20 protein-coding genes are annotated in these 25,410 nt (G+C 38.9%); 12 read left to right on the forward strand and 8 right to left on the reverse strand.

Annotation, left to right across the window (positions count from 1 at the left end):
• Positions 1-53: 53 nt before the first annotated feature.
• Positions 54-3,272, reverse strand: coding sequence for a SusC/RagA family TonB-linked outer membrane protein (locus G9H65_RS01975; protein ID WP_235927441.1), 3,219 nt, complete (start codon positions 3,270-3,272; stop codon positions 54-56).
• 392 nt (positions 3,273-3,664) lie between these two features.
• Here G9H65_RS01975 and G9H65_RS01980 point away from each other — a divergent pair, with 392 nt between their 5' ends.
• Both G9H65_RS01980 and G9H65_RS01985 read left to right on the forward strand, forming a co-directional pair.
• On the forward strand, positions 3,665-4,549 hold the full coding sequence (locus tag G9H65_RS01980; protein WP_166373672.1) for a pirin family protein: 885 nt from the start codon (positions 3,665-3,667) through the stop codon (positions 4,547-4,549).
• A 3-nt stretch (positions 4,550-4,552) separates the two neighbouring features.
• Entirely contained in the window at positions 4,553-4,948 is a 396-nt protein-coding gene (locus G9H65_RS01985; RefSeq protein ID WP_166373673.1) for an OsmC family protein, read from the forward strand.
• 3 nt (positions 4,949-4,951) lie between these two features.
• Here the strand turns inward: G9H65_RS01985 and G9H65_RS01990 are convergent, their stop codons facing one another.
• On the reverse strand, positions 4,952-5,980 hold the full coding sequence (locus G9H65_RS01990) for a sialidase family protein (RefSeq protein WP_166373674.1): 1,029 nt from the start codon (positions 5,978-5,980) through the stop codon (positions 4,952-4,954).
• A gap of 135 nt (positions 5,981-6,115) precedes the next feature.
• On the opposite strand from G9H65_RS01990, the gene G9H65_RS01995 reads away from it, so the two are divergent.
• The 3 genes from G9H65_RS01995 to G9H65_RS02005 all read left to right on the forward strand — a co-directional run bounded on the left by G9H65_RS01995 (position 6,116) and on the right by G9H65_RS02005 (position 9,174).
• Complete coding sequence (locus G9H65_RS01995; protein WP_166373675.1) at positions 6,116-7,402, forward strand: M28 family peptidase; 1,287 nt, start codon at positions 6,116-6,118, stop codon at positions 7,400-7,402.
• A gap of 18 nt (positions 7,403-7,420) precedes the next feature.
• Positions 7,421-8,131 carry a 6-phosphogluconolactonase gene (locus G9H65_RS02000; RefSeq protein ID WP_166373676.1) on the forward strand — a complete coding sequence of 237 codons (711 nt, stop codon included), beginning with the start codon at positions 7,421-7,423 and terminating at the stop codon, positions 8,129-8,131.
• A gap of 62 nt (positions 8,132-8,193) precedes the next feature.
• Positions 8,194-9,174, forward strand: a complete 981-nt coding sequence (locus G9H65_RS02005) for a sterol desaturase family protein (RefSeq protein ID WP_166373677.1) — start codon at positions 8,194-8,196, stop codon at positions 9,172-9,174.
• 10 nt (positions 9,175-9,184) lie between these two features.
• On the opposite strand, the gene G9H65_RS02010 is transcribed toward G9H65_RS02005, so the two are convergent.
• From G9H65_RS02010 to G9H65_RS02025, 4 genes are all read right to left on the reverse strand, one after another.
• The gene (locus G9H65_RS02010; RefSeq protein WP_166373678.1) at positions 9,185-9,730 is read right to left on the reverse strand and encodes a hypothetical protein; all 546 of its coding nucleotides are present in this window, start codon (positions 9,728-9,730) and stop codon (positions 9,185-9,187) included.
• 24 nt (positions 9,731-9,754) lie between these two features.
• On the reverse strand, positions 9,755-11,566 hold the full coding sequence (locus G9H65_RS02015) for a glycoside hydrolase family 2 protein (RefSeq protein ID WP_166373679.1): 1,812 nt from the start codon (positions 11,564-11,566) through the stop codon (positions 9,755-9,757).
• A 78-nt stretch (positions 11,567-11,644) separates the two neighbouring features.
• Entirely contained in the window at positions 11,645-12,820 is a 1,176-nt protein-coding gene (locus G9H65_RS02020) for an AraC family transcriptional regulator (RefSeq protein ID WP_166373680.1), read from the reverse strand.
• Positions 12,821-13,519: 699 nt separating this feature from the next.
• Complete coding sequence (locus tag G9H65_RS02025; RefSeq protein WP_166373681.1) at positions 13,520-15,043, reverse strand: sulfatase family protein; 1,524 nt, start codon at positions 15,041-15,043, stop codon at positions 13,520-13,522.
• A 165-nt stretch (positions 15,044-15,208) separates the two neighbouring features.
• Here G9H65_RS02025 and G9H65_RS02030 point away from each other — a divergent pair, with 165 nt between their 5' ends.
• From G9H65_RS02030 to G9H65_RS02050, 5 genes are all read left to right on the forward strand, one after another.
• Positions 15,209-16,090 (forward strand): sugar phosphate isomerase/epimerase family protein, encoded by an 882-nt coding sequence (locus G9H65_RS02030; RefSeq protein WP_166373682.1) that lies wholly within the window; start codon positions 15,209-15,211, stop codon positions 16,088-16,090.
• 94 nt (positions 16,091-16,184) lie between these two features.
• On the forward strand, positions 16,185-16,457 hold the full coding sequence (locus tag G9H65_RS02035) for a hypothetical protein (protein ID WP_166373683.1): 273 nt from the start codon (positions 16,185-16,187) through the stop codon (positions 16,455-16,457).
• 104 nt (positions 16,458-16,561) lie between these two features.
• A complete protein-coding gene (locus G9H65_RS02040; RefSeq protein WP_166373684.1) occupies positions 16,562-17,068 on the forward strand; it encodes a gluconate 2-dehydrogenase subunit 3 family protein in 507 nt (168 codons plus the stop codon).
• 3 nt (positions 17,069-17,071) lie between these two features.
• Positions 17,072-18,775, forward strand: a complete 1,704-nt coding sequence (locus tag G9H65_RS02045) for a GMC oxidoreductase (protein ID WP_166373685.1) — start codon at positions 17,072-17,074, stop codon at positions 18,773-18,775.
• Positions 18,776-18,787: 12 nt separating this feature from the next.
• On the forward strand, positions 18,788-19,636 hold the full coding sequence (locus tag G9H65_RS02050; RefSeq protein WP_166373686.1) for a sugar phosphate isomerase/epimerase family protein: 849 nt from the start codon (positions 18,788-18,790) through the stop codon (positions 19,634-19,636).
• A 32-nt stretch (positions 19,637-19,668) separates the two neighbouring features.
• On the opposite strand, the gene G9H65_RS02055 is transcribed toward G9H65_RS02050, so the two are convergent.
• Positions 19,669-22,098: an outer membrane beta-barrel family protein gene (locus G9H65_RS02055; protein WP_166373687.1), complete on the reverse strand. Its 2,430-nt coding sequence runs from the start codon at positions 22,096-22,098 to the stop codon at positions 19,669-19,671.
• A 207-nt stretch (positions 22,099-22,305) separates the two neighbouring features.
• Here G9H65_RS02055 and G9H65_RS02060 point away from each other — a divergent pair, with 207 nt between their 5' ends.
• Both G9H65_RS02060 and G9H65_RS02065 read left to right on the forward strand, forming a co-directional pair.
• Positions 22,306-23,043: an LOG family protein gene (locus G9H65_RS02060; protein WP_166373688.1), complete on the forward strand. Its 738-nt coding sequence runs from the start codon at positions 22,306-22,308 to the stop codon at positions 23,041-23,043.
• 128 nt (positions 23,044-23,171) lie between these two features.
• Complete coding sequence (locus G9H65_RS02065) at positions 23,172-24,959, forward strand: hypothetical protein (RefSeq protein WP_166373689.1); 1,788 nt, start codon at positions 23,172-23,174, stop codon at positions 24,957-24,959.
• Positions 24,960-24,977: 18 nt separating this feature from the next.
• Here G9H65_RS02065 and G9H65_RS02070 read toward each other — a convergent pair whose 3' ends face one another.
• Positions 24,978-25,346, reverse strand: coding sequence for a hypothetical protein (locus tag G9H65_RS02070; RefSeq protein ID WP_166373690.1), 369 nt, complete (start codon positions 25,344-25,346; stop codon positions 24,978-24,980).
• Positions 25,347-25,410: the final 64 nt, after the last annotated feature.

Genomic DNA, 25,410 nt, shown 5'->3' on the forward strand with positions numbered 1-25,410 from the left:
TTTTAAGATTGTTTTACCTGCTAAGATTTTCTTGATTTTTGATTCTCAGCACATTAAAATGTAATAGATAAACCAAGTGTTACACTTTTCATCAAAGGATAGTTATAACCATCGCCGGAGTTTCCTCCAGGAGAGAACACTTGATCAGATGCTACGGCATTTTCAACATCTATATCACGAGTAATATTAAATAGCGGGGAAGCTGTCCAAATGTTTTCGGCTGAAACATATACACGAGCGGCAGAAGAACCAATTTTAGAAGCGACCTGACTCGGTAAATTATAACCGATTTGGATGTTTTTCAATCGGATATAGCGCACATCCTGCATGTATTTGGTTTGAGGAGCAGATAATGTTCCGTTCGCATTACTAGCGATACGAGAAACATATCTCGGGAAGTAAGCATTGACATTATCTTCTTTCCAAATATTGCCTAACTGACTCTTTGGAATGTCTCCATATGGTCTATTGTATTGACCCCAGAATAAATTAGCCTCTCTACTTGGATACCAATTTTGCTGTCCTACACCTTGGAAAAAAGCCGAGAAAAAGAAGTCTTTCCAATCCGCACCTAACATAATACCATAGGTATAACGTGGCGTAGAATTTCCAATGATGGATCTGTCCCCAGGATTGCTAACACGGCTAGTACCTGGAGTAATTCTTCCATCTCCATTGGAGTCAACAAATTTAATATCACCAGGGAACCATAAACCACTGTTGGCGCTACGGAACAAATCTTGTTTAGCACTTTTGGCAACATCATCTGCCGAAGTAAAATATCCAGCAGTGGTATAGCCCCAAATTTCACCTAATACTTGACCTTCATAATAATCACTCAATAACTTTTGAGGATTATTGTATTTTTTAATAGTAGCTGTATAATCAGAAAGGGTTAAGCGAACATTGAACTTTAGTGGACTTGAACCCACATTGACTTGGTCATTATAGGATAGTAACATTTCCCAGCCTTTGGTTTCTAAGTCGGCATAGTTTCCTTTCGGGGCTGTTGCTCCAAATACAGCAGGTAAAGTTAAACCTACGGTAAACATATCGGTAGTCGTTCTAATATAGGCATCTGCATTAAAATGTAAGCGGTTATTTAACATAGATAAGTCTATTCCAATGTTTTTTGTCGTAGCTGTTTCCCAAGTTAAGCCTTCTGGAATCACTGTGGGATTCGTGGTAAACTGTGGTCTTTGTCCGTTCAAAACTAAACCGGATTGAGCAATATTAAATTGTTCCAAATAGGCATAGGAATTGATATTTCCATTACCCAAAGATCCATAAGAAGCGCGAAGCTTTAAGTCAGTAATTAATTTTTCAGGCACATTCCAAAATGCTTCTTTCGAAAGTCTCCATCCTAAGGAATATGATGGGAAGAAAGCAAAGCGTTGGTTAATGGGGAATTTAGATGAGCCATCATAACGGGCATTCACTTCCAATAAATATCGGTCTTTGAACGAGTAGTTTAGGCGAGAGAAACCTCCCATGATTTTCCAAACTTCCCAGCCTCCACTTGTTACGATGGATTGACCTAAAGCTAAGTTTATGTCATTAGCTCCCTCAAAAATCAATCCATTTCTTTGGGCAGATAATCTTTTGAATCTAGATTCTTCGTAGTTGTAACCTGCCATCACTTTTAGGTAGTGATCTTCATGAAAGGTATTTTCATATTCCGTATACAGGTTGGTTGTCATGTAGTTCGTCTCCCTATATACGTCATTGATAAAATTAGTGGTCGTTCCCACATAAGAAATAACCCCAGGTTTTACACTGTATGGTACAGGCACAGCCTTGGTTCTGTCATTGTTGTCTGTGTTTTGAATGGTGACATCACCTTTAACGCGTAATTTGTTTTTGAAGAAATCAGCGGCAAAGCCCGTTGTGTTTCTAAATACTCGCTTATCATTGTCAATACCATTTTTACCATAATAAAAATCACCGATGCTATAAGCAGCAGAAAATGATATAGTACCATCTGGATTTAACATGGGAGACATAGGATGCCCTTCATCAGCTATGTTTCTCCACACACCACCACCTTCACCTACGTTAAGTGGATTGTGGTATTTCATGTTGGAGAATTGAGTGAAGTTGGTCACTTTTAACCAAGGATACAGTTGAACACTTCCTTTTCCCGAGAAATTAAGCATTTGATAGTCGTCAGAATTGTACCTGAATAAACCATCCTGACCGAAATAGCGACCGGTTAATAAGTAACTTGCTTTATCACTACTTCCTGAGATACTCAGGTTATGTTCTTTAGACGCTGTAGACTTTTTATATAAATGACCATAGTAATCTGTGCTGCCATAATAAACATATTCACCAGTTACAGGATCAATCTCATAATCGGGTAGTCCTCCTACTTCTTTTCTTCGTTTGAATTCATTCAGGTAGGCCTGAGAGAATTTCATGGTTTTGTTGACATTCTGAGGAAAACTTCCTTGAAAGTTGACAAATGACTCCGCAAACATGGAAGCAAAGGTGTATCCATCGGTAACTAAGTCAGGGACAGCAATGGGGTTTTTCAAGGAATAATTAGAGGAATAGGTCACCGAAGTCTTTCCTTTGGTTGGATTTTTTGTCGTGATTAACACCACACCAAATACCCCTCTTGCTCCATAAATGGAAGCCGAAGCGGCATCCTTCAACAAGGTTATGGAAGCGATGTCATTGGGATTTAATAAACTGGGGTCTCCCTCGACGTTATCAATTAGAACCAAAGCATTTCCTCCTTGACCAATGGAGGTAGTACCACGAATATTGAAACTAGGCGCTTGATTTGGCTTTCCATCACCCATCTTAATATTTAAATTGGGCATAACACCTTGAAGACCTTGATTTAAATTGGTTAGCGGGCGGTTATCGAATACCTCACTGCTGACTTGGTCTACAGCTCCGGTCAGGTTTGCCTTTTTTTGGCTTCCATAACCAACCACAACCACTTCCGTTAATAATTTGGTATCTACTTTTAATTTCACCGTCAAATTGCTTTGGCTCCCTACTTCGATTTCTTGGGGAATGTAGCCCACAAAAGAGAAGGCTAAAATGGATTTTTCATTGTCGACATTGATTTTGAAATTACCATTGATATCGGTGGTAGTTCCACGAGTACTACCTTTTTGAGTAACGGATACTCCGGGAATAGGAGCACCATTTTCTTCCGTAACCTTTCCTGTGACAGGTTTGTCAAATATGGAACTGGCGGCGCTTGCCCAGGTGGCGTGAACTACACCACATAGCAGGGCAAAAAAGAGAATGCACATTCTCAGGTACGAGACGTGTTGTCTCATGGGCTGATTTTTTTTCATAGAGTATAGATATTAGGTTGATTGGATGTTTCCAGATTCTCCAGAAAGGAGAATGGGAAAGGAAGATTGGTTTTTATAGTTGGTGTAATTAATCGATATAGAAACCAAATTACATAATAATAGCAAAAAACAAAGATTGATTTGGATAAATTTATTTTTAGGCATATAAATAAGGGAATTTTACACAAAAGTGTCACCTTGGTTTAAACTCATGAGAAGTAGCTTATTAAGTAATGATGAAATTTCTATTTTGATGCAATCTTTTGATTATTGGATTTTTATTCATGAAGATTAAGTTTTATTAGCAACTAAAGCCTGTAAATTCGTTTCATTAAATCATATATATCATGTCAAATATTCAACTGATTATCGAAGAGCGGGCAGCCAATATTGGCAATTTTATGGTTGGCCGATTGTTGCCTTTTCGTCAAAAAAGGATGATTGGGCCATTTTCATTTATCGATCACATGGGGCCTGTTAAGTTAAGTGAAAGGGAAAATTTAGATGTATTGGCCCACCCCCACATCGGTTTGTCTACCTTAACATATTTGTTTGAAGGAAGTATGATGCATCGTGATTCCCTTGGATCAGCCTTGGAAATAAAACCAGGTGAGGTAAATTGGATGACAGCGGGGAAGGGGATCGTGCATTCGGAAAAGACTCCTGAATATTTACGTCATTCGGATAAGGTATTGCATGGTTTACAGATTTGGGTAGCATTGCCCAAAGAGTTGGAGCAAATGGAGCCTTCGTTTGTGCATGTAGGAAAAGAGGAATTACCAACTTGGAATGAAGGAGAAACTCAATTTACCTTAATTGCCGGGAAAGCCTTTGGTCGAGCATCGGCAGTTCCCGTGTATAGTCCTTTGTACATGATGGAGGTCAAGAGTAAGGGGAAAACCACGTTGTCTTTAGGGGATCAACTTTTTGGAGAATCGGGCATTTATATTTTGGAAGGGGGCATTGAAGAAGAAGGAAATAGCTTTGGGCCAAAGCAATTGCTGGTTGCCCAGAACCATAGTTTATGCACTTTTACGATGGAGGCAAATACCACCATTTACATTTTTGGAGGAGAGCCTTTTCCTGAAGAGCGTTTTATTCATTGGAATTTTGTTTCAAGTGATAAATCATTGATTGAAAAAGCCAAAGATGATTGGATGAATCAACGATTTGATAAAATAGCGGGAGAGGAAAATGAGTTTGTTCCTTATCCAAGATTAACCAATAGATAAGTCATGGGAATAATAAAGTCGCAAATAAGAAATACACTTTATCAAGTAGAGATTCAAAGTGATTCTGGGAATCAATTGATCGCTGATGAACCACAGGAACTAGGAGGAGGGAATACTGGATTTTCCCCAGATGAGCTGCTGAGAGCGGCATTGGCCGCTTGTACTTCTGCCACCTTGCGCATGTATGCAGACCGTAAAGGTTGGGATTTACAAGGGGTAAATTTGGAATTGGATTTTGTTTGGGATAAGGATCTCAGCAAAACCACGATTCGTCGGGAAATACATATATCTGGAAATTTGGATGATGCTCAAAGAGAAAGACTTTTGGCTATTGCTAATTTATGTCCTATTCACAAAGTACTTAGTAATCCCATTGAAATCATTACAAGCCTAAGCTAAGAGCTACATGCTGTGGCCAAAAATTTGACCTTGGTTTTCCCAAATGACCAAGGCTTGTTGGTTGTTCATAGCCTTTACGATGGGGAATCGACCCTGTCCCAAGGCTTGAGTGATTCCTGTTTTATTAGACTTCAGGAATATTTGACCCATGTGGCTCCAAGCTATCCACTGGCCGGAGGCTAGTATGACCGTGGAGGCATTTTTCCCTGGTCCTAGCAATTTCTCTTCTCCCTGTATTCCCGAAGTATACAGGTTTTCTGCTCTTCGCCATACACTCACAACCTCTCCATCGGAAGTCATATCCAGACTACCTCCATCCATGGGGCAGGCATTTAAAAGCCAAGTGCCCATTCCTAATTTTTGAGCCTGTCCATAGGATTTACCTCCATTGTTGGACTGAATTACATACATATCCCTCGCGCCTTGTAGCCAATTTCGAAACATGATGGCGATATGCTCATCTTTCATGCTGATATTAGGCTGGCAGCATTCGCAGATGCTTGATTCAGGAGAGGCATAGACCAATTGATTTTTCTGCCAAGTTTTACCGCCATCCAAGGAGGTGCTCGACATTAATTTATTTTTTTGATTGTTTCTTAAATCCAGCCAAATGACGGTGAATTGATGTTTATTATTTGCTGCAATAGCATTAAATCCTTCTTTGGCGATGTCTGGAATATCATTTACCCGATTTTTCATCCAAGTGCCTGTTTGAGTTTTTCTAAAGGCGTAGACATTTCCTGATTTATCAATCGCCGTTATGATGGTTTCGGATTCAGAGCTGGCAATTCTAGGCCCACGAGATGCCCCTACATGTAGTCCAACTAAAGAGTCAACTAAGCTAGGCTCTGAAAAATGTGCCCCTTGATCTGTGGAATAGGAATAAAAGAGCTTATTTTTTTGACCAAATACCAACTCGATTTTGCCTGAATTTCCTACACAAAAATCGGGTTGAATGCCTTGGGTAGAGAATAGAGAAGATTGGGCAAAAGCGATTGGACTAATTAATAAGCAAAACAGGAATTTGAGCATTTTTTAAAGGAGTAGCGTTTGACAAAGAAAATCCATTTGTCGGAAAATCGCTATAAATGCACAAAATGATTCATATTAATTTAATACTTTTAAAGCTTGAAAAATCACATAACTTCGTGTAAACCCTCCATCAACATGAGAAAAATTTATTTAGTGTTTGTCGGCCTATTGTTTTCTATATCTGTCATAGGCCAGTCGATTGATAAAATCATCAACATCAAAGAAGTGGAGCGGATTGAGCGCTATTTAGCTTCCGACGAATTGGCGGGAAGAAAGCCATTTACCCCCGGTATTGAGAAGGCTGCGCAATTTATCTCGGAGGAATTTGCCAAATCAAAATTAAAGAAGTGGGGGAATTCAAACACATATTTGCAAACGTTTCAGATGTATAAGCCAACATTGAAATCGATACAAGCTAGTTTAGACGGAGAGGTTATCGATAGCAAAAAAGTGGTGGTGATAGGAAAGGAAACCAAAACCATCATCCAAGAAAATACATCTTACGCTCAAGCGAGGATAGCCAAAGGGGAAAATTTCTTTCAATCGGCCTACCGTTTTATATCGGGTAAAACACCTACGGTGGTATGGGTGGACGAGGATTTTGCGGCTTTATTTGCTCGTTTGAGTAATCGCAATATGTTACGAGAGAATCAAGTGAACGTAGCCTTTATTTTGTCCAATAAAGCGGCGAGCCAGTATAAAATTGAAGTGGAGAATGAGATTACACCTATGCCATTAAGCAATGTGGTGGGAATTATTCCAGGTAAGTCCTTGGCAAATGAGTATGTCATTTTCTCGGGTCATTATGACCATTTGGGGGTGATGCCGAACCGAGCCGTTAAAGGAGATTCCATTTATAATGGGGCCAATGACGATGCGGCTGGAACTACGGGAATGATGATGTTGGCCAAGTATTTTAAGAAATGGAATAAAAATGAGAGAACATTGATTTTTGCGGCATTCACGGCAGAAGAAAGTGGAGGCTTTGGAGCTACTTATTTTTCGGAACAGTTTGACCCAGCTGATGTGAAAGCGATGTTCAATTTGGAGATGATCGGTACAGAAAGTAAATGGGGCAAGAATAGTGCTTATATTACTGGATTTGAAAAAACAGATATGGGAGCTATTTTGCAAAAAAATCTAGAGGGATCAGGTTTTACTTTTCATCCAGATCCTTATACAGATCAAAATTTGTTTTATCGATCAGACAATGCCACCTTAGCTAGATTAGGTGTTCCTGCACATACTATTTCTACTTCTAAGATGGATAGTGAGCCTAATTACCATAAGCCCAGTGACCAGATAGAGACCTTGGATTTGGAAAATATGACAGCCATCATTAAGTCCATTGCTCTAAGTGCCCAAACCATCATTTCGGGTAAGGATACCCCTAGTCGAGTTGATACTTCCCAATTGAAATAAACCTGAAGAAAACCATACATGAAAATTATTCCCGTTAAGAATTATGCAGAGTTGAGTGAAAAAGCCAGTGCGAGTATCATTCAATCAGTGAAAGAAAAACCAGATTTGTTATTTTGTGCTGCTACGGGAGGTTCCCCAACGGGTATGTATGCACAGATGCATCAAGCTCATGTTGCGGATCCATCCTTATTTTCTGCCATGCGCACCATTAAAATGGATGAATGGGGTATAATCCCTTCTGAGCATCCAGATTCCTGTGAAAGTTATTTGAAAAAACATCTATTGGGACCTTTGGAAATAACAGAAGGCCGATATGTTAGTTTTGATACCCAGGTGAAAGATTTTCAGGCTGAGTGTGATCGAGTGCAAAGCTATATTGAACAAGAGGGTCCTATGGATATTTGTATTTTAGGATTGGGAAAAAATGGGCATATTGCTTTTAATGAGCCAGGAGAATACTTGCAGGCTCCATTTCATAAGGCCATTTTGGCAGAATCAACCATTCAACATGATCCAGCTTTATCACAAGGAGCAGAGCCTGCATTTGGTTTATGTGTGGGCATGGAAGGGATTTTACAAGCTAAAAAAATCATTTTTCTGATTACAGGAAAAGGGAAACAGGATGCGTATAAGACCATCATGGAGAGGAAAATTACAACGAGCTGTCCGGCTACTTTTTTGTGGACGCATCCTAACGTTGAGTGTTATGTTGATCAGGAGGCCATTTAACATCGAATAAAAATAATAATTCTCCCTTTGGGGAGAATCAACCTATTTAATTTACTAGCACCATGGAAATTTTACAAGCCATAGGAGAATGGATCGTTGGATTTTTTGGATTTGACGATCTCATGGAATTTCTTGAGAACAAAACCTTTGCTGATTTTTTGACCTATGATGGAATCAAGGTTTTGATTAGACCTTTATTTCCCATCACATTGGTGCTGGAAATGGCTCGGGGCTTATTATTCAAAAGTTTTGGTCTGGGGAATTATAAAATTCCATTTTTCAGTTATGTACTGAATGCCTTTATTGGCAGGTATTTATCTTTGGGGATGACGGCGATATGCATTGGATTTTTTGAACCCAAAGCTCTTTTTCATATTTCGTTTACTTGGTATTGGTTTATATATGGATACATTGTTTGGGAGTTTGCCCATTTTATTTACCATTATTTAGCTCATAAAGTTCGATTGTTTTGGTGTTTGCATTCCACACACCATGCTCCTGAAAACATGAATTTAGCCGTTTCCTATGCCCACTTTTTCTTGGAGGGCCCTTATGCGGATATCATTCGAGCCAGCATTTGTATTTTGGCGGGACTTCCCCCAGCAATGCTTTTTGCCATCATGTTTATTGATGGAACTTGGGGAGCATTCATTCATATTGGGGATCATTTAGTCAAAGATGCACGCATGGGGAAATTGGGGAATTTTATGTTGAGTCCAGCACACCATCGAGTACATCATGCTCGAAATGTGCAGTATATGGATACCAATTTTTGTAATTTATTGAATATCTGGGATCGAGTATTTAAAACATACCAACCTGAATTAGATGATGTGAAAGTGGAATATGGAATAACACGAGAGATGAAACCCAATCATTTTTTGGATGCCTATTTTGGGGAATTGCTAGCCTTAGCTAAAGATGTTTATCATGCACCAGGGCTTGTGAATAAGTTCTTATACATTTTCATGCCACCAGGTTGGAGTCATACGGGTCTGCATAAAACAGCCACTGCCATGAAGAAGGAGGCGGGGATAGGATGATTCGATCTAACTAATTTTGTTTAGTACGGAAAAATAAGGTGGGAATCGACACTAGGATATAAATCAGGCTGAATCCTAGAATGGCAAATTTTAAACCAGCCAACCCAAATGTCAGGATATAAATAATGGAGGCATGAAAGCCCATTAGGGAAATAATCATTCCTGTATTTTCTGCTAGGTCACAAAAGAAAGCCAGTAGGATTGCATTTTTAAGTAAAATACCCATTTGTTGGACCAGTTTACTGCGGTGCCTGTGTGCGAAAATGGAAAGCGTAAGTTGGAAGAAATAGGTGTAAATGGGAATATACAAAAAGTCGATGGCTATATTCCAGCGGAGCGTTTGGACATCCCAGCTAGCGACGATTTTTTGAAATAATTCTTCCGTTTGGGCAAATTCTAAGTGCACAATTCCCATCGGAGTAAAGCTGTTTTTTAGCGCCGCACCCTGCCATTGCATGAGGTAAGAAAAGCCTAGCAATAGAGCAAAACTGACAATCCATTTTTGATGTAGTTTCATGGGAATAGGATATTGAAAGAGTCCATGTAAGTTTGACATACATGGACTCTTCTTTTCAAGGTTTTATTTTAAAGTCTCCCGAATCTCGATGTTGGCTTGTCGGATTTTATCCTCCAACAACTTCATCACCTTTCGGTCATAGGTCATCAATCCATTTACTTCAATTTCCACATCAGTGGTTTGGGTATATACCGCGGCTGAATAACCAAAAGGAATAAGCTTTTTAAGCTTTTCAGCTAAGTCCACGTAGGCCTTAGTCGCTTCTTCACTTGTTTTGTATTGCACATATCCCCAATTTCGATTGGCTTCCCAAAGGTGTTGGTCCAAGGCTAAACCGATGCCTCCATATTCACCAAGCACGTTGACACGCTTGGAATCAAATAGTCCCATTTTAGGATCTGGGTAATTGTGCATATCCAACATATCGCCTACATCATAATGGTTACCACCACTGGCAGGATTGACCAAGCGTGAAGGGTCATAGTTTTTAGTCCATTCTACCACCTCCGGTGTTTTAAATTGGCCCCAAGCTTCATTGAAAGGCACCCAAACCACCACGCTGGGATTAGAAAAGGTTAAATCCATAATCTCTTTCCATTCTTTCATGAAGTTTTCTTCAGAGGCTTTGGAGCGGATTAATTCCTTGTCATTGAAGTAGTTTCTGGTTACCCATTTCGGGTCTTTATCTCCACTGGGCATATCTTGCCAAACCAAAATCCCCTCACGATCGCAATGGGTATACCACCTGGCCGGTTCTACTTTCACGTGTTTACGAATCATATTATAGCCAAAGTCTTTGGTTTTTTTGATGTCGAAAAGTAAGGCCTCATCGCTTGGTGCTGTATATAGGCCATCTGGCCACCAGCCTTGGTCCAATGGGCCCAATTGAAAGACATTTTTATTGTTCAACTGAAGGCGATGAATTCCATTGGCATCTATTTTAGTAGATATTTTACGCATTCCTACATAGCTTTTCAATTTATCTTTTACTAGGCCATTACGAAGAATGGAAATTTCTACGTCATATAGGAAAGGAGATTCTGGGCTCCATAATTTAGCGTTGGGTATGGCAACTAAGACATCCTGACCTGCGGCAGCTTTGCCAGATGAAATCACGCTTCCGTTCTCCAAAACCTTTACTTCAATGATATCTGAAGGCATGCTACCTTCGGTTTTGGATTGAACACTGATATTTCCTCCATCGATGTTGGGTACGGTTTTTAATTGGCTAATGAAGGTAGATTCTACGGGTTCTATCCAAACCGTTTGCCAAATACCTGTTACGGGAGTATACCAAATGCTTCTTGGGTTGTTTACTTGCTTGCCCCGCGGCTGAAAGCCAAGATCACTGGGGTCCCATACTTTGACTACTACTTTTTGAGCTTTATCTTTTTGTAGAAAGGCGGTGATATCAAAGCTAAAGGGAGCATATCCACCTTGGTGGCTTCCTACTTTGATATCATTGATCCATACATCTGCTTTCCAATCTACGGCACCAAAATGTAAGATGATGTTTTTATTTTTCCAGGTAGCAGGAATGCTAAATGTACGGTGGTACCACAATTCTTTTTGATCACCTACCGTTTTTTGAACCCCTGATAGACTAGATTCTACCGCAAAAGGGACTAAAATTTTTCCATCAAATTGACTCGGGATATTACTTCCTTTATTGATAATGGCATAATCCCAAAGACCATTTAAGTTTTGCCATTGATCTCGGACCATTTGTGGTCTTGGATATTCGGGGAGTGGGTTGTTAGGATCTACTTTTTCTGCCCAAGGGCTCTTAATTTTGTTTCCTGCTGGTTTCCAGTTTTGAGCATCTACAGAGAATAGTTGCATAGCTAGGACAGCTGCAAAAAATAGGTTTTTCATGTTAGGATATAGATTTAAAAGACCTAAGATATTAAAAACCTTGAGTTCTACACTTTTTGAAAAGAGATAAAGATGTAATTAAATCGCTTTTTGTTGTTCTGACCAGACCTTTGGAGTACATCCTTCAATTTCTTTAAAAGCTTGGAAAAAGCTATTTTTTGAGGTAAATCCAGCCTCTTTCATTAATCCTTCTAAGGAATAACGTTTTCCTTTGTCCTTTAAGATGAGTTCTTTCACATATTCGATGCGGTATTTGTTCTTGATTGTTGGGAAGGGAGTATTGAGTATTTTGTTGAAACAATAGGAAACATGATGTTGGGGAATATTTAATGTCACTACGATATCACGAATGGAAAAGCGAGGGTTCAAGTATGGCTTTTCTGTTTCAATGTAGTTTAAAATGATCTGAGCAATTTCGTAAAACGAATCATCTACTTCCAATTCTGATTTTTCTACACTTATTTTTTTCTTTTTAGTTTGGATGAGTTCAAGTTCTTCTACCGTTAATTGTGGTATTCCATATAGTACTCTAGGGAATAGTAGAATCAATAGTGGCATGACAAACGCCAACATGATTAGTATACGGTAATATGGCAGATATTCATTCAGGTTGCTGAAGTCATTTTCTGGACTAAATAGAACAATGAAATTGGATGAAAGAAGAATGCTAGCGATGAAGGTATTGAATGCTACAAATATAGTAAGCCATTGAATTGTGACACGTCTTTGCATTCCACTAGAACCTATAGACTCTGTTTCATTCGTTTCACTTGATTTGATTAACAGCATGATCATCATCCAAGCGTAGTACACGTATAAAAAATTTCGGATAAAATCGTTTACTAAGTTAGACGCAAAAATGTGGATTTGGTTGGTGTAAAGCTCACCAGGTTGGTTAAGAATTTTCGTAACTAAAGCAAGTTTCTCTGGGTATGGTTTTAAAAAATAGGGAATCAAACCCACCAACATATATAAGCTGGGAATAAAGTGCCAAAAATCTTTTCGACGAAGTCCTTCCTGATCGCTCAGGGTGTTACGTACATATATATATGAAGCTGGTCCAATCAGAAAAAACAGGGCTGAAAAATGACCATATAGTATGGCTAAGAGCCAAGGTAATTGGCTATCGTAAGTGAATAAATAGTAGTTTAAGCTAATTAATCCAATTAAAAAGTAAAAAACAGACAGGAAAATAACGCCTTTATTCTTCTTAATATTAAAATAAGCAATAATAATAGAAAAGAGTAAAGACAAAAATGGTAAGGTTAGGAACATTGATGCGGTACATTACTGTACTAGATATTCTATGTGCTTTCAATTGGATCCTTTTAGGTAGGCTCCTATTTCATGAACCGATTAACGTAGAATTTGTTAATCAACATGATGAAAGTCATACAAATATTGGCTAGTAGTAAATGTCTTTATATATTTAGAACGGTATCGTTATTTTAATCGGTTTAAGTTAGGCATGCATCTTTAGAGCTTGTTTGGATTCACATAATCCTTTGTCCTAAAATTCAAAATCTATACTTAATTTATCCACAAGCTTCAGGGTCCCCAAAGATATATTTTTTAAAATTGACCACTTATTGATAAAAATACCTAGCCCCTCGATTATTTACTAGCGATTACAAAAATAATCCGAACCGATAACTCAGTATTTTAGCCGAATACGACACGAATGGAGTAATTTAATTAGTATCGAATTATTAAATTATACTAATTATTGGCTTTATTTTGAATTTTTAACAAGTTTTCGCCTAAATTTAGCCTATTGTTTTAAAAATTAGAAGCTAAAATTTCAAATTTTCAAAAACTAATGTTTATAAGATTCAATCATTGAGTTTAATAAGCAGCCTGTTTAGAATTAAGACAGTATACAATTATAGAACACAGGAATGCAAAAAGCCCACCGTTATTAGCGATGGGCTTTTTTATTCTTTAGTTTTTCGATTATAGTCCTTTTTGAAATATTTCTAAGGCTTCTTTATCATCATATTGATGTATCTTTTGTACTAATTGCTTTTTCAAATCGGCAATAATTTGCGCATTTTCTTTTTTATCATAGATATTGTTCAAATTTTTCGGGTCTTTTTTGATATCATACAATTCCCAGAAATCTTTAGGTCCATAGAAACGAACTAAGGTATATTGAGCCGTTCTTAATCCAAAGTGTGGATAGACATGGTGGGGTTGTGGGTATTCATAGTAATGATAATACGATTCATTCTTCCAGTTTTTACCTTGGCCTTTTAACACAGGTAGAAAAGATTTACCTTGAATTTCCGCAGGTACCTTTGTTTGAGCAATGTCCAGTAAAGTAGGAGCCCAATCCACGTTAGATACGACTTGACTTACTTTAGTGCCGGGTTTGATGGCACCAGGATAACGAATCACAAAGGGAGTTTTTAAAGATTCCTCATATATAAAGCGTTTATCGAACCAGCCATGCTCTCCTAAGTAGAAGCCCTGATCGGAAGTATAGACCACGACCGTATTTTTGGCTAATCCCGTTTTATCTAAGTATTCCAATAATTCACCGATATTTCGATCGAGCGAGTTTGCCGTAGAAAGATAGTCTTTCATGTAGCGCTGGTATTTCCATTCTGCTAGTGCTTTGCCACTGAGTTTTTTCTCATCAAACTCTTTACTGATTTTATTTTCATAATAGTCATAAAAAGGAGGTCTTTGCTGAGGGGTAAAGCGATTATAATTGCCTCCATCTCCAGGGCCTTCATATTTACCATGGATTTTTAAATCCTGACTTAGAATCATGGTTTTGTCAATCGTCATGTCCTGATCTTCTGCTGCCAACCTTCCAGCATAATTATCGTAAAATGTGTCTGGAATAGGGAAAGTCACGTCATCATACGCTCCTAAATCAGGAATGTCGGGTAACCAAGAACGGTGGGTCGCTTTATGGCCAACCACCATGAAAAATGGTTTATTGGGATCTCGTTGGTTTAACCATTCTTTTGATAATTGAGTAATGACATTGGTGACATAACCTTCACGTCGGGTAGTTTTATTTTGACTATCTACAAAATCAGAATTGTAGTAACTACCATGTCCTGGAAGAATGTTCAAATAATCAAATCCATGAGGTAAAGTCCCTAAGTGCATTTTTCCTACCCAAGCGGTCTGATATCCGTTTTTTTGTAATTCTTCAGGGAAAACGGCTTGTTCTATGTCGAATTTCTTTTCGTTGAACTTATAGCCATTTTTATGACTGAATTTGCCAGTCAATAAGGTAGCCCTACTTGGTCCACAAATAGAATTAGTCACTACGTTATTATACAGGATGGCTCCCTCTCTAGCAATGCGATCAATGTTGGGGGTCTTAGCCAATTTACTTCCATAGGCACTAATGGCTTGGGAAGTATGATCATCCGAAATAATGAAAATGATGTTGGGTTTTTGTTTTGCCTGACCCAAACTATAAAAGCTAATCAGGAGTAGAATAAGAGATTTTTTCATACGATTTGTTTCAATGCTTGCCGTGAATTTTTATTTAATGGTTACTAGACGGGAGCTTTGTCTTGTTATTTTACAGGTTTATGTGGAAAAAATACTGATTTTTTTCGTTTAATTTGGTATACCTATCAACAAATAGGGTCATTTTTATCTTAAAAACACATGTAAATGAAAAAATTATTTACCTATGGCTTTTTCAGCTTATGTATCAGTCTTTCTTTAGGCGGCTTGGCCAAACTGCCAGATAAATATGTGAATAAAAAATTAAATATAGTAAAAAAGGCTCCTAAAGATTGGAAGCTTGGAGTCGCACTTTACACATTTAATGGATTTTCCTTTCCAGATCAATTGGCTAAGGCTGACAGTGCAGGTTTACATTTTATTGAAGGATATACTTTTGGTAAAGCAGGTGCCGCCTTGAAGGATTCAGCGGTGATGAACTTGTCGAAGTCGGGCGTTCGACAACTGAAACAAATGATTCAAGTGAAGGGTCTCAAAATGGAATCTATTTATTTGGTGGGAGGAAAGACCATTGATCGTTGGAAGAAGGAGTTTGACATAGCTAAAGAATTAGGAGTCAACTATGTTACCGCTGAGCCTCCTGTTCATTTATGGGATGGAGTAGATAGTCTGGCAGGGATTTATAAAATCAAAGTGGCTATTCACAACCATTGGAAAGGAACGAGTGTTTATTGGACTCCTGATTCCCTACTTATTGCGATGAAAAATCATCCCAATTTTTATGCTTGTCCGGATTTAGGTCATTATCCTAAAAGTGGCATCAATCCTGTGGATGCATTAAAAAAATTACAAGGGCGTATTATAGCGATTCATTTAAAAGATATAGCTGAATATAATAATCCAAAATTGAAGGATGTACCTATTGGAACAGGCGTTGTGAATTTTACGGAGGTTTTTGCGGAGTTAAAGCGACAAGGTTTTCAAGGGAATATTAATATAGAACGGGATACCCAAGAGAAACCAAGTAACCTACCTTCGGTTATTCGGTCGGTACAATATTACCGAGAACAAATCAGGCAATTAAACTAAGCCTCTAAGCTGTTATCGAAATTTTTATAGCTTTGTTTGGGGCAAATATCATTCCTTTAGGACAATTTATCAACGTATAACAATAGAACACAATATGGAAAGAATACTCGTACAAATTAGTCTTTCAGATAGTGGAATAGAAACGATAAAAAGCACACCCGATTTGCCCAAGAGGGAAATGGAGTTTGTCAATCAATGGAAAGAAAATCAGATTTTGGAAAGCTTTTTTATTTCAGTTTCAAAAAAAGATGCTGTGTTAATATTTCAATCAATTGATGAAGCTAAGACAAAGGAGCTCATAGAGGCATTACCCTATTATCCATACATGTCGAAAGTAGAATACCATCACTTAAATAAACAATTTTAGTTGTTAGGATTTTTGAAATTGTAGCCAAGGCCTGAATGAAATCAGGGTAGTCAATGGTAATTTTTTACGCAAATACATCCAAATTACACAAGTAAGATGAACCAATGAAACGAAGAAAGCTTTTGCAATCCATAGCCCTTTCAGCAGGAGCTCTGGTAGTTTTACCCAGCTGGGCACAAGGCTGGAGTCGAGAACAAATAGTTACGAATCAAGTATTTCAGCTAGAAGAAAAGGAGATGCTCCGACTAATAGCGGGAACCTTCATTCCGGAAGGAACATCCAAAGGAGCGAACGGGGTTGGAGTGGAACTTTTTCTTGATAAACTATTTAGTGATTGCTATACGATGGAGGACCAAAATAAGCTTAAAGCAGCCATCAAAGCTTTATCCTTACAAGCGGATTTAAATCACCATTTGGCATTTGGGGCATGCAGTGCTGCGCAGCGAGAAGGACTATTACTGGATTTAGAGAAGTCGGCCGAGCACCTATGGGCTTATACCATCTTAAGGTCAGAAACGATACGGGGCTATACAACTTCTGAGTATGTATTGACGGAACATTACCATTATGTCATGGCCCCAGGTTTTTACCATGGCTGTGTAAACGTATAATTTATGGCCAATTTGAATCTAAGTATAGCTAAGAAAAATACCTATGATGTCATCGTCATAGGATCAGGTGCCAGTGGAGGCTGGGCTGCTAAAGAGTTTTGCGATCGGGGTTTAAAGACCTTGGTTTTGGAACGGGGCAGGCAGGTAAAGCATGTAGAAGATTATCCCACGGCTTCTAAAGCACCTTGGGAATTTGAGCATCGTGGTACGGTAAGCTTGGCCGACAAGCAAGGTTTTTCTGCCAGTGGGTTTATGCGAGAAGAAACCAAGCATTGGGCATTGCCAGATGATGAGCAACCTGTTGTGTATGAAAAACCGTTTCGATGGACTAGGGGATATCATGTGGGAGGAAAGTCTTTATTATGGGCTAGGCAAACCCAACGCTGGTCGGATTTTGATTTTGAGGGACCTATTCGTGATGGATTTGCAACAGATTGGCCGATTCGGTATAAAGACATAGAACGGTGGTATGATCATGTAGAGAAGTTTGCTGGTATAGCGGGTTTTAATGATAACTTGGCGGAACTTCCCAATAGCATCGTTCAGCCGGGATTTGAATTAAATTGTTTGGAACAACATCTTAAAGAAACGTTAACGAAAGCTTATGGTAATCGTTGGGTTATTTCTGGTCGCTGCGCTCACTTAACCGATCCTCAAGAAATCCATTTACAGCAGGGACGAGGCCGTTGTTTGAGCCAGCGTCAATGTAATCGAGGATGTAATTTTGGTGGATATTTTAGTAGTAATGCTTCCACTTTGCCATGGGCTGCAAAAACAGGAAATCTAACATTGCGTCCACATTCGGTTGTGCATTCCATTATTTACGATGATAAAAAAAATAAAGCCATAGGGGTCAATGTGATAGATGCCACTAGTCATGAGATGATTCCTTTTTTTGCCAAAGTGATTTTTGTTAATGGCTCTACCATCAATACCAATGCCATTCTTCTTAATTCTAAGTCGAATCGTTTTCCAACTGGATTGGGGAATGATTCTGGTTTACTAGGAAAATTCATTGCTTGGCATAATTACCGTGGTTCGGCCAATGCGAGTTATGATGGCTTTAAAGACAAAAAGACCGAAGGAGGCAACCCAAGTAATGCCTATATTCCTAGATTTAGAAATGTAAAACGTCAGGAAACGGATTTCTTACGGGGCTATGCGGTGGGTGTTGGTGGAGGTAGAGGAGAATATTCCAAGCAAACGGGCATAGGTGATACCTTACGAGATAACTTATTGAGTCGACAATGGGGCAATTGGAATATATCAGCTTGGATGATGGGAGAAACAGTTCCTACGGAGCAAAACCACATCCGTCTGCACTCCGATTTGACAGATAAATACGGTATACCACAGATTGTATTCTCTTGTGACTGGACGGAAAATGATGTCAAAATGGTCAAGGATTTTAGAGAGCAAATGCAAGAAATGTTCGAAAAAGCAGGTTTTCAGCATATCAGAACAGCCGATTCCAAATCGGCACCTGGCGCTGATATCCATGAAATGGGCGGCGTACGCATGGGGAAGAATCCTAACCATTCATTATTGAATGAATGGAATCAGTTACATACCTGCAAAAATGTATTTGTCACCGATGGTGCCTGCATGACATCAACAGGGACACAAAATCCCACCTTAACATTCATGGCATTAGCAGCTCGTGCGGCGAATCATGCGGTGGATGAATTGAAGAAAAAGAACTTATAAAACAAAATACATATGAAAACGAATCGATTGATGCTTGTCCTTTTGGGAATTGGACTTAGTTTGGGAGCTTATGCTCAGAAAATTTATACCTATCCCTTGGGAGTACAAGCCTACACATTTAGAAAGCAATTTCCTCAGGACCCACTAAAAACATTGGATGTTATCAAAGGTATGGGCTTTACCGAATTAGAAGGTGGTGGCGCTAAGGGAATGACATTGCAAGAGTTTAAACAACAATGCGACGCAAGAGGTATTTCTATTCCATCTACTGGAGCCGATTTTGGGGAATTAGAGAAGGATCCTATGGCGGTAGTTCAAAAGGCAAAAGTCTTAGGGGCTAAATTTGTCATGTGTGCTTGGATTCCTCATAAAGGGAATGACTTTACCTTAGAAGATGCTCAAAAGGCAGTGAATGTATTTAATAAAGCGGGTAAGGTTTTGAAAGAAAATGGAATAACGCTATGCTACCATGACCATGGATATGAGTTTCATCCCTTTGAGAAAGGAACTTTATTGGATTACATCATTCAAAAGACGGATCCAGCCTATGTTTCTTTTGAAATGGATGTCTTGTGGACTTTACACGGTGGCGGAGAAAAAATGCCGGTCAAATTGTTGAAGAAATATCCTGGTCGCTGGAAATTGATGCACGTCAAAGATTTGCGCAAAGGTGTTGTTGGTGATTTAACGGGGCATACGCCTGCCATCAATGATGTTCCTGTAGGAACAGGTCAAGGTAACTGGAAAAAAATCATTCAATTGGGTAAAAAAGCAGGAGTGGAGCATTGTTTTATAGAGGACGAAAGCGACAATGAAATGGTCAATGTACCCTTAAGTGTTCAATACTTGAAATCTTTATAATGAGAAGAGCCTCGAATTTCGGGGCTCTTTTTTTAGAAATCTTTTTCTCCGTATTCTGTTTTGGTGGATTTTGTTTTTTGTCCCCGATCATTGATTCGGAAACCTACACTTAGCTGGATGACTCTGTCCCATTTACGGTAATCTGTACTACTGTAAAAGCTTGGTGTTTGTGTAACAATGGTTTGGATATTGGAATTAAAGACATTCAGACATTGTAGGTTTACATTCGCTTTATTTCCCCAAAGGCTATATTTCAAACTGACATTGGAAAGTAATAAATTAGAGTCATAGCCTTGTGTAGTCACGGATTTTGATAAATAGGTAAAATCCCAAACGAAGCGCAATGTTGGACTGATATCTAGGCTGGTATTTCCGTTTAGATTATAATTAAAACTACTTTGTCGAGTTTCTATTCCTCGGAAATTTCCTTGTACATCAAACTGATAGAGGTTACCCGAAAGGTATATTTTCCAAATTTTACTAGGTCTAATTTCTGTCAAAAATTCCATACCGGTTGATTGTGAATTTCCGGCATTGGTATACGTTCGTCCTAAAATGGTCCTACTATAAATTTCGTTTACTCGGAAAACTTTATCTTGAAGGAAGTTGACATAGGCTGTAGCGGTAAATGAGATATTTTCAAAGCCTTTACTTAAACCTATTTCCAACACATTGGCTATTTCTGGCAATAAATTGGGGTCGCCAGTTTCTATGGTTTCAGCATGGCGATGGTTTTTAAAAGGCGACATCAACTTGCTGGTTGGTCGTTCAATTCTTCGGCTATAGCCGATTCGTAACGTCTTTTCTCCTTCCAATTTCCAAATCCCTTGTAAGGAAGGGAATAAATAAATTTGATTGAGGGCATATATTTTACCTGGTTCTCCGTCATGAGTAAGCGTACGATCCATCCATTCTGAGCGTAATCCGATGGCATAAGAAAATTGCTTTTTCGCACCGTTTAATTGCACATAAGGGGCATGTATACGTTGGACTAACACCATCTTGTCTGTGTAGTTTGGATCGGAAACCCAAGTGCTGGTACCAGCTGCATAGCGCTCAAACAGAAAATCACCTTGGTGGTTGACATGCCTTATATGATAACCCACCTCCAGCTTATTTTTATTGCGAAGCGGTAGGCTATAATCTAGTTGAAATCTCCAAGCACTCAACGGACTTGTTTCTGTAGATCTTTCCCAAAGCAACAGTTTATTGCTTCCTTCATAGGTATCGTAATTATTTAATGGGCCACCTAGTTTAGAGAATTCATACAGGCCTAGGAGACTCAGTTTAGCTTGATTGGGATATGTATGGGAATAGTCGATGTTGTATGTTTGAAATTTACCTGAACGAACAAATAAGTTTTGGTTAAAAAATTGCTTGTAAGGGCTTTGAGAAGCATTGAAGGAAGAGAATAAATCAGTTCCTGCAGGCGTCCGTATAAAATCCTGATAATGCAAATTGGCCGTACGGTCGGTTTGTTTTTCGCCTATGTATGCCGACCAATTCCATTGATCCACCGAGCTGGCTTGGAATGTACCTCCAGCCCGAAACGAATATTGGAAATCCATGTAGTTTCTAACTCCTTGGGAAGGCATATAGATTAAGGTATCTTGAAATTTGGTGCGAATTTCTCCTACCCGAAAGCCATCGATGTCAAATCGTCGGTAATCTACCGCAGCAAAAACACTCCATTTTTTGTCGGTAAAGGTCCATTGCAAATCGCTACCAAATCGTAAAGGTAAAATCCCTCCATTCATGATATTTCCGGACCAAGATGTACCAATCCGCGTATTCTTTTTTGTGATGATATTGATCATTCCAGCTTTACCATCGGCATCGTATTTGGCGGAAGGGCTGGTAATGAGCTCGATGCTTTCAATGATATTGGCGGGTAATTGAGCTAAAATATCGGCGGGAGTTCTGGTAGAAGGTTTGCCGTCGACCAATAAAACAAATCCTGTACTTCCTCTTAATGCAATTTCACCTTCGGTATTGACGGTAACTGCAGGTAAGCGTTGCATCAAATCCATACCTGTGCCGTTGGCGGCATTTTGAAATTGTTTCGTCTGGAAAGTTTGCTTATCCATTTGCAATGCCGCTACCGATTTTTCTCCGGTAACGATTACTTCATGGAGGGTTTGATTGTCAGGAACTAAAGCAATTTCATGGCTAGAAAATTGTTTGAACTCGACTACAGAAAAGGTTCTAGTTTTGTAGGACAATGCTTGAACTTTCAGGTATGCGATGTTCACGGGGACATCACTGAAAACAAATTTTCCGAGGGTATCACTCAATGTTCCTTTCCACACAGTGGAGTCTTTTTTCCACAAGCTGACATTCGCAAATTCAATTTTTTGCCGACTTTGTTGGTCGATTAATTTACCTGAAATTGTGTTTCCTTGGCTAACAACGATGGATAGGTTGGCGACAGTCAATATGATGACCAACAAGGCTTTTTTCATGAGTAGGTAAGGGGCAATGTCTATTAAACAATCAAAAGATAGAGATTCTATACTCAAAACGTATCCTTAGCTGGGTATTTTTAGGTTTAAAGGAGGTATTTGGCGGGGATGATCGAAGAAACTGAATTTGGTCATGAAAAAGATAAAAGGTTTGGCTCTACTAATTAATCCTGTAAATTCGTTTCTAATGAATGCAAAGTATGTACTATGAAATGGACAAATGAGTTTGATTTTTTAAAAGGACCACGAGCACGCTGGAAAGAGTTGATTTTTTCGATGGAAGTATTGTTTCAATACATTAAGGGATTTCGAAATCTCCACTTTATCGGACCTTGTATCACTATTTTTGGCTCAGCCCGCTTTGATTCAGCGCATTCTTATTATCAAACCACGGAGAAGTTAGCTGGAGAACTTTCACAATTGGGATTTGCGATCATGACTGGCGGAGGACCGGGCATTATGGAAGCGGCGAATAAAGGAGCCATGCAAGCAGGAGGAGTGTCTTTAGGATGTAATATTGAATTGCCTTTTGAACAACACGCTAATCCCTATTTAGATAAATTTGTGACCATTCGGTATTTCTCTGTTAGAAAGGAATTACTGCGTAAATATTCGTCTGGCTTTGTGGTGATGCCCGGAGGATTAGGCACATTGGATGAGTTTTTCGAAGTTATTACCTTAATTCAAACTGGTAAAATCAATCATTTTCCGGTAGTTGTCATGGGTTTGGAATACCATGAAAAACTGATGGCTTATTTTGAATCATTAATCAAAGAAGAAACTGTAAGCCCAGGCGACTTTGATTATATCTTATTTACGGATGACATCCAGATGGCCATTAATCACATTCAAACAAAATCTGAAAAACGTATACAACCTCGGGAAAATCCAAATAGGCCTTTGTGGATTTTGGGGGAGAAAAAGATTTTCAAGAAGAGAGCCTAAACAGCTGGAGCATGTAATTTTGTGGTTAAATGCTTTAAATAGTGGCATTTAATTAGTTGGTATACCTGACGAAGGTCATATTTATTTGGGGACTTAGAGCTGAACTTTGTAGCAAACAATAGTAGATTATGTCTAAAAAGCTCGCACATTCATTTCATATCCCGGTCATGGGATTAGGCTTTACCATTGATACGCCGGTCAAAGTAGCTCATTTAGGAATTTCCTCGGTTATATCCATCATGGATGATCACCTCGTAGAGGAAATGAGAGAAGTACATGCCAAAGCCCATGCAAAGGAGTTTATTCCTATTTTAAAAACAGAAGCAGATTATCGGGCCAAACGTATTCAAGCCTATTTGAATTTGGTGAATGAAATAGTGAATGAAAAGATTGAGGCCATGCGCCAGCAATCTTGGGAAGAGGGAAGTGATTTATCTCGCTATTTCGACTTATTACCAGAATCCTCTCCATTGAAACAAGCATACCTATCTTGGCTTTTAACGAAAGAGGAGTCGCTCGAAAATTACCTGAGAGAAAGTATCATTCCGGGTTCCATCGATGTGAATATCATGTCCAAAGTGAATAAAACCAATTATAACCAAGAGGGGGAAGCTTTGGAAAAGGAGTATGCCGATGCTTTGTCAGCACTTCGAGGATATGCGATGAGCAATTTAAAATCATCGGTTATATTTTCAGCAGGATATAATCCTTTGCTATATAGTTATATCGAGCAGTTTGACGATTTTTTCCCTAATCAACAAGGGGAATTAAAGAAGCAAATTATCTTGAAAGTAAGTGATTTTAGAAGTGCTTTGACGCAGGGGAAACTATTGGCTAAAAAGGGACTTTGGATTTCTGAATTCCGAATCGAATCAGGACTGAACTGCGGAGGTCATGCCTTTGCTACCGATGGATTATTGTTAGGACCTATTTTGGAAGAGTTTAAGCGTAGTCGGGAGGAAATGAAGCAAGAGCTTTTTGAGATGTGTCAAAAAGTAATGACCGAAAAGGGAGGAATAAACTATGCGGAATTGCCTGAAATGCGGATAACGGTTCAGGGAGGAATAGGCACGAGTGAAGAAAATGAATTTTTATTGGAGCATTATCAAACCCAAGGAACGGGATGGGGAAGTCCATTTTTGTTGGTGCCTGAGGCGACCAATGTTGATGAGGCCACGTTAACCGCCTTGGCTATGGCAGAGGAATCTGATTATTACATGAGCCATGCTTCGCCACTGGGTGTTCCTTTTAATAATTTCAGAAAGAGCAGTTCCGAAAAGCAGCGCTTGGAAAGAATCGAAAAAGGAAGGCCAGGCAGTCCTTGTAACTTGGAATATTTATCCACCAATACGGAGTTCACCGAAAAGCCGATTTGCACGGCTTCACGTCAGTACCAGCATGCTAAAATTAAGGAGTTGGAAGCCCAGAATTTACCTAAAAATGAGTTTCAAAAGCTCTTTGATAAGATTACTGAAAAAGCCTGTTTATGTACTGGACTTGGGACTTCTGTCTTGAAAAATCATGGGATCAAACCCAAGCATCATTTGCACTCCATTGCTATTTGTCCAGGCCCGAATTTGGCTTATTTCTCAGGAGTATATTCTTTAAAACAAATGGTTGATCATATTTATGGTCGTATCAATATTTTGAATACCCAAAATCGACCCAATTTATTTGTCAAGGAGCTGGGCTTGTATGTAGATTATCTCAAAAATGAAGTAGCAGAAAGTATGGAAAACATGAATGTCAAACAGGAGCGGTATTTGAAGACATTCAAACAAAACTTGTTGGCAGGTGTCGAGTATTACAAAGCCTTACCATTTCCCAATTGGAACGATATGTTGCCTGATTTGAAGCAAATGGAAAGTCGCATTGAGGCTTTAATCATACCTAGTTTGGAAAGGAATATGGCTTAGTATTGGCCTTTTCCTTCGCTATGGACAGATTTCGATGTAGAGCTTTTTAGAGGGTGTTGGGCTATATGCCAAGCATTGGGCGCAGGTATTTTCTTTAGGCGGATTGACGATTTTAAAGGTAAAGCTGTCGCCTTCCTTGATGTTAGGTGGAAAAGTACAGGTGCTAGCCAAGGCAAAAACATGTTGGTAGCTTTTTCCTGTTGTGGGATTTTTCCAATTAACTGCTACTTGCGATGTATCGATGTCCTTGTTGACTGCTTCAATCACATCATTCATGCAAATACCTTGAAGCACTAATTTTCCTTGGTAACAGCTTGGGCTGATTTTTTCAGCACTTTTACACTGCAGCAAGAAGAGGTTTACGAGTAATATTCCGTACTTTTTCATCGTTAATATAGCTAGTGACAATACGATTCAGGCAAGGAAATTATTGTATGATCATGAAAATTGT

Origin of the sequence: Aquirufa ecclesiirivi (genome assembly GCF_011250515.1) — a bacterium.
GTDB lineage: Bacteria > Bacteroidota > Bacteroidia > Cytophagales > Spirosomataceae > Aquirufa > Aquirufa ecclesiirivi.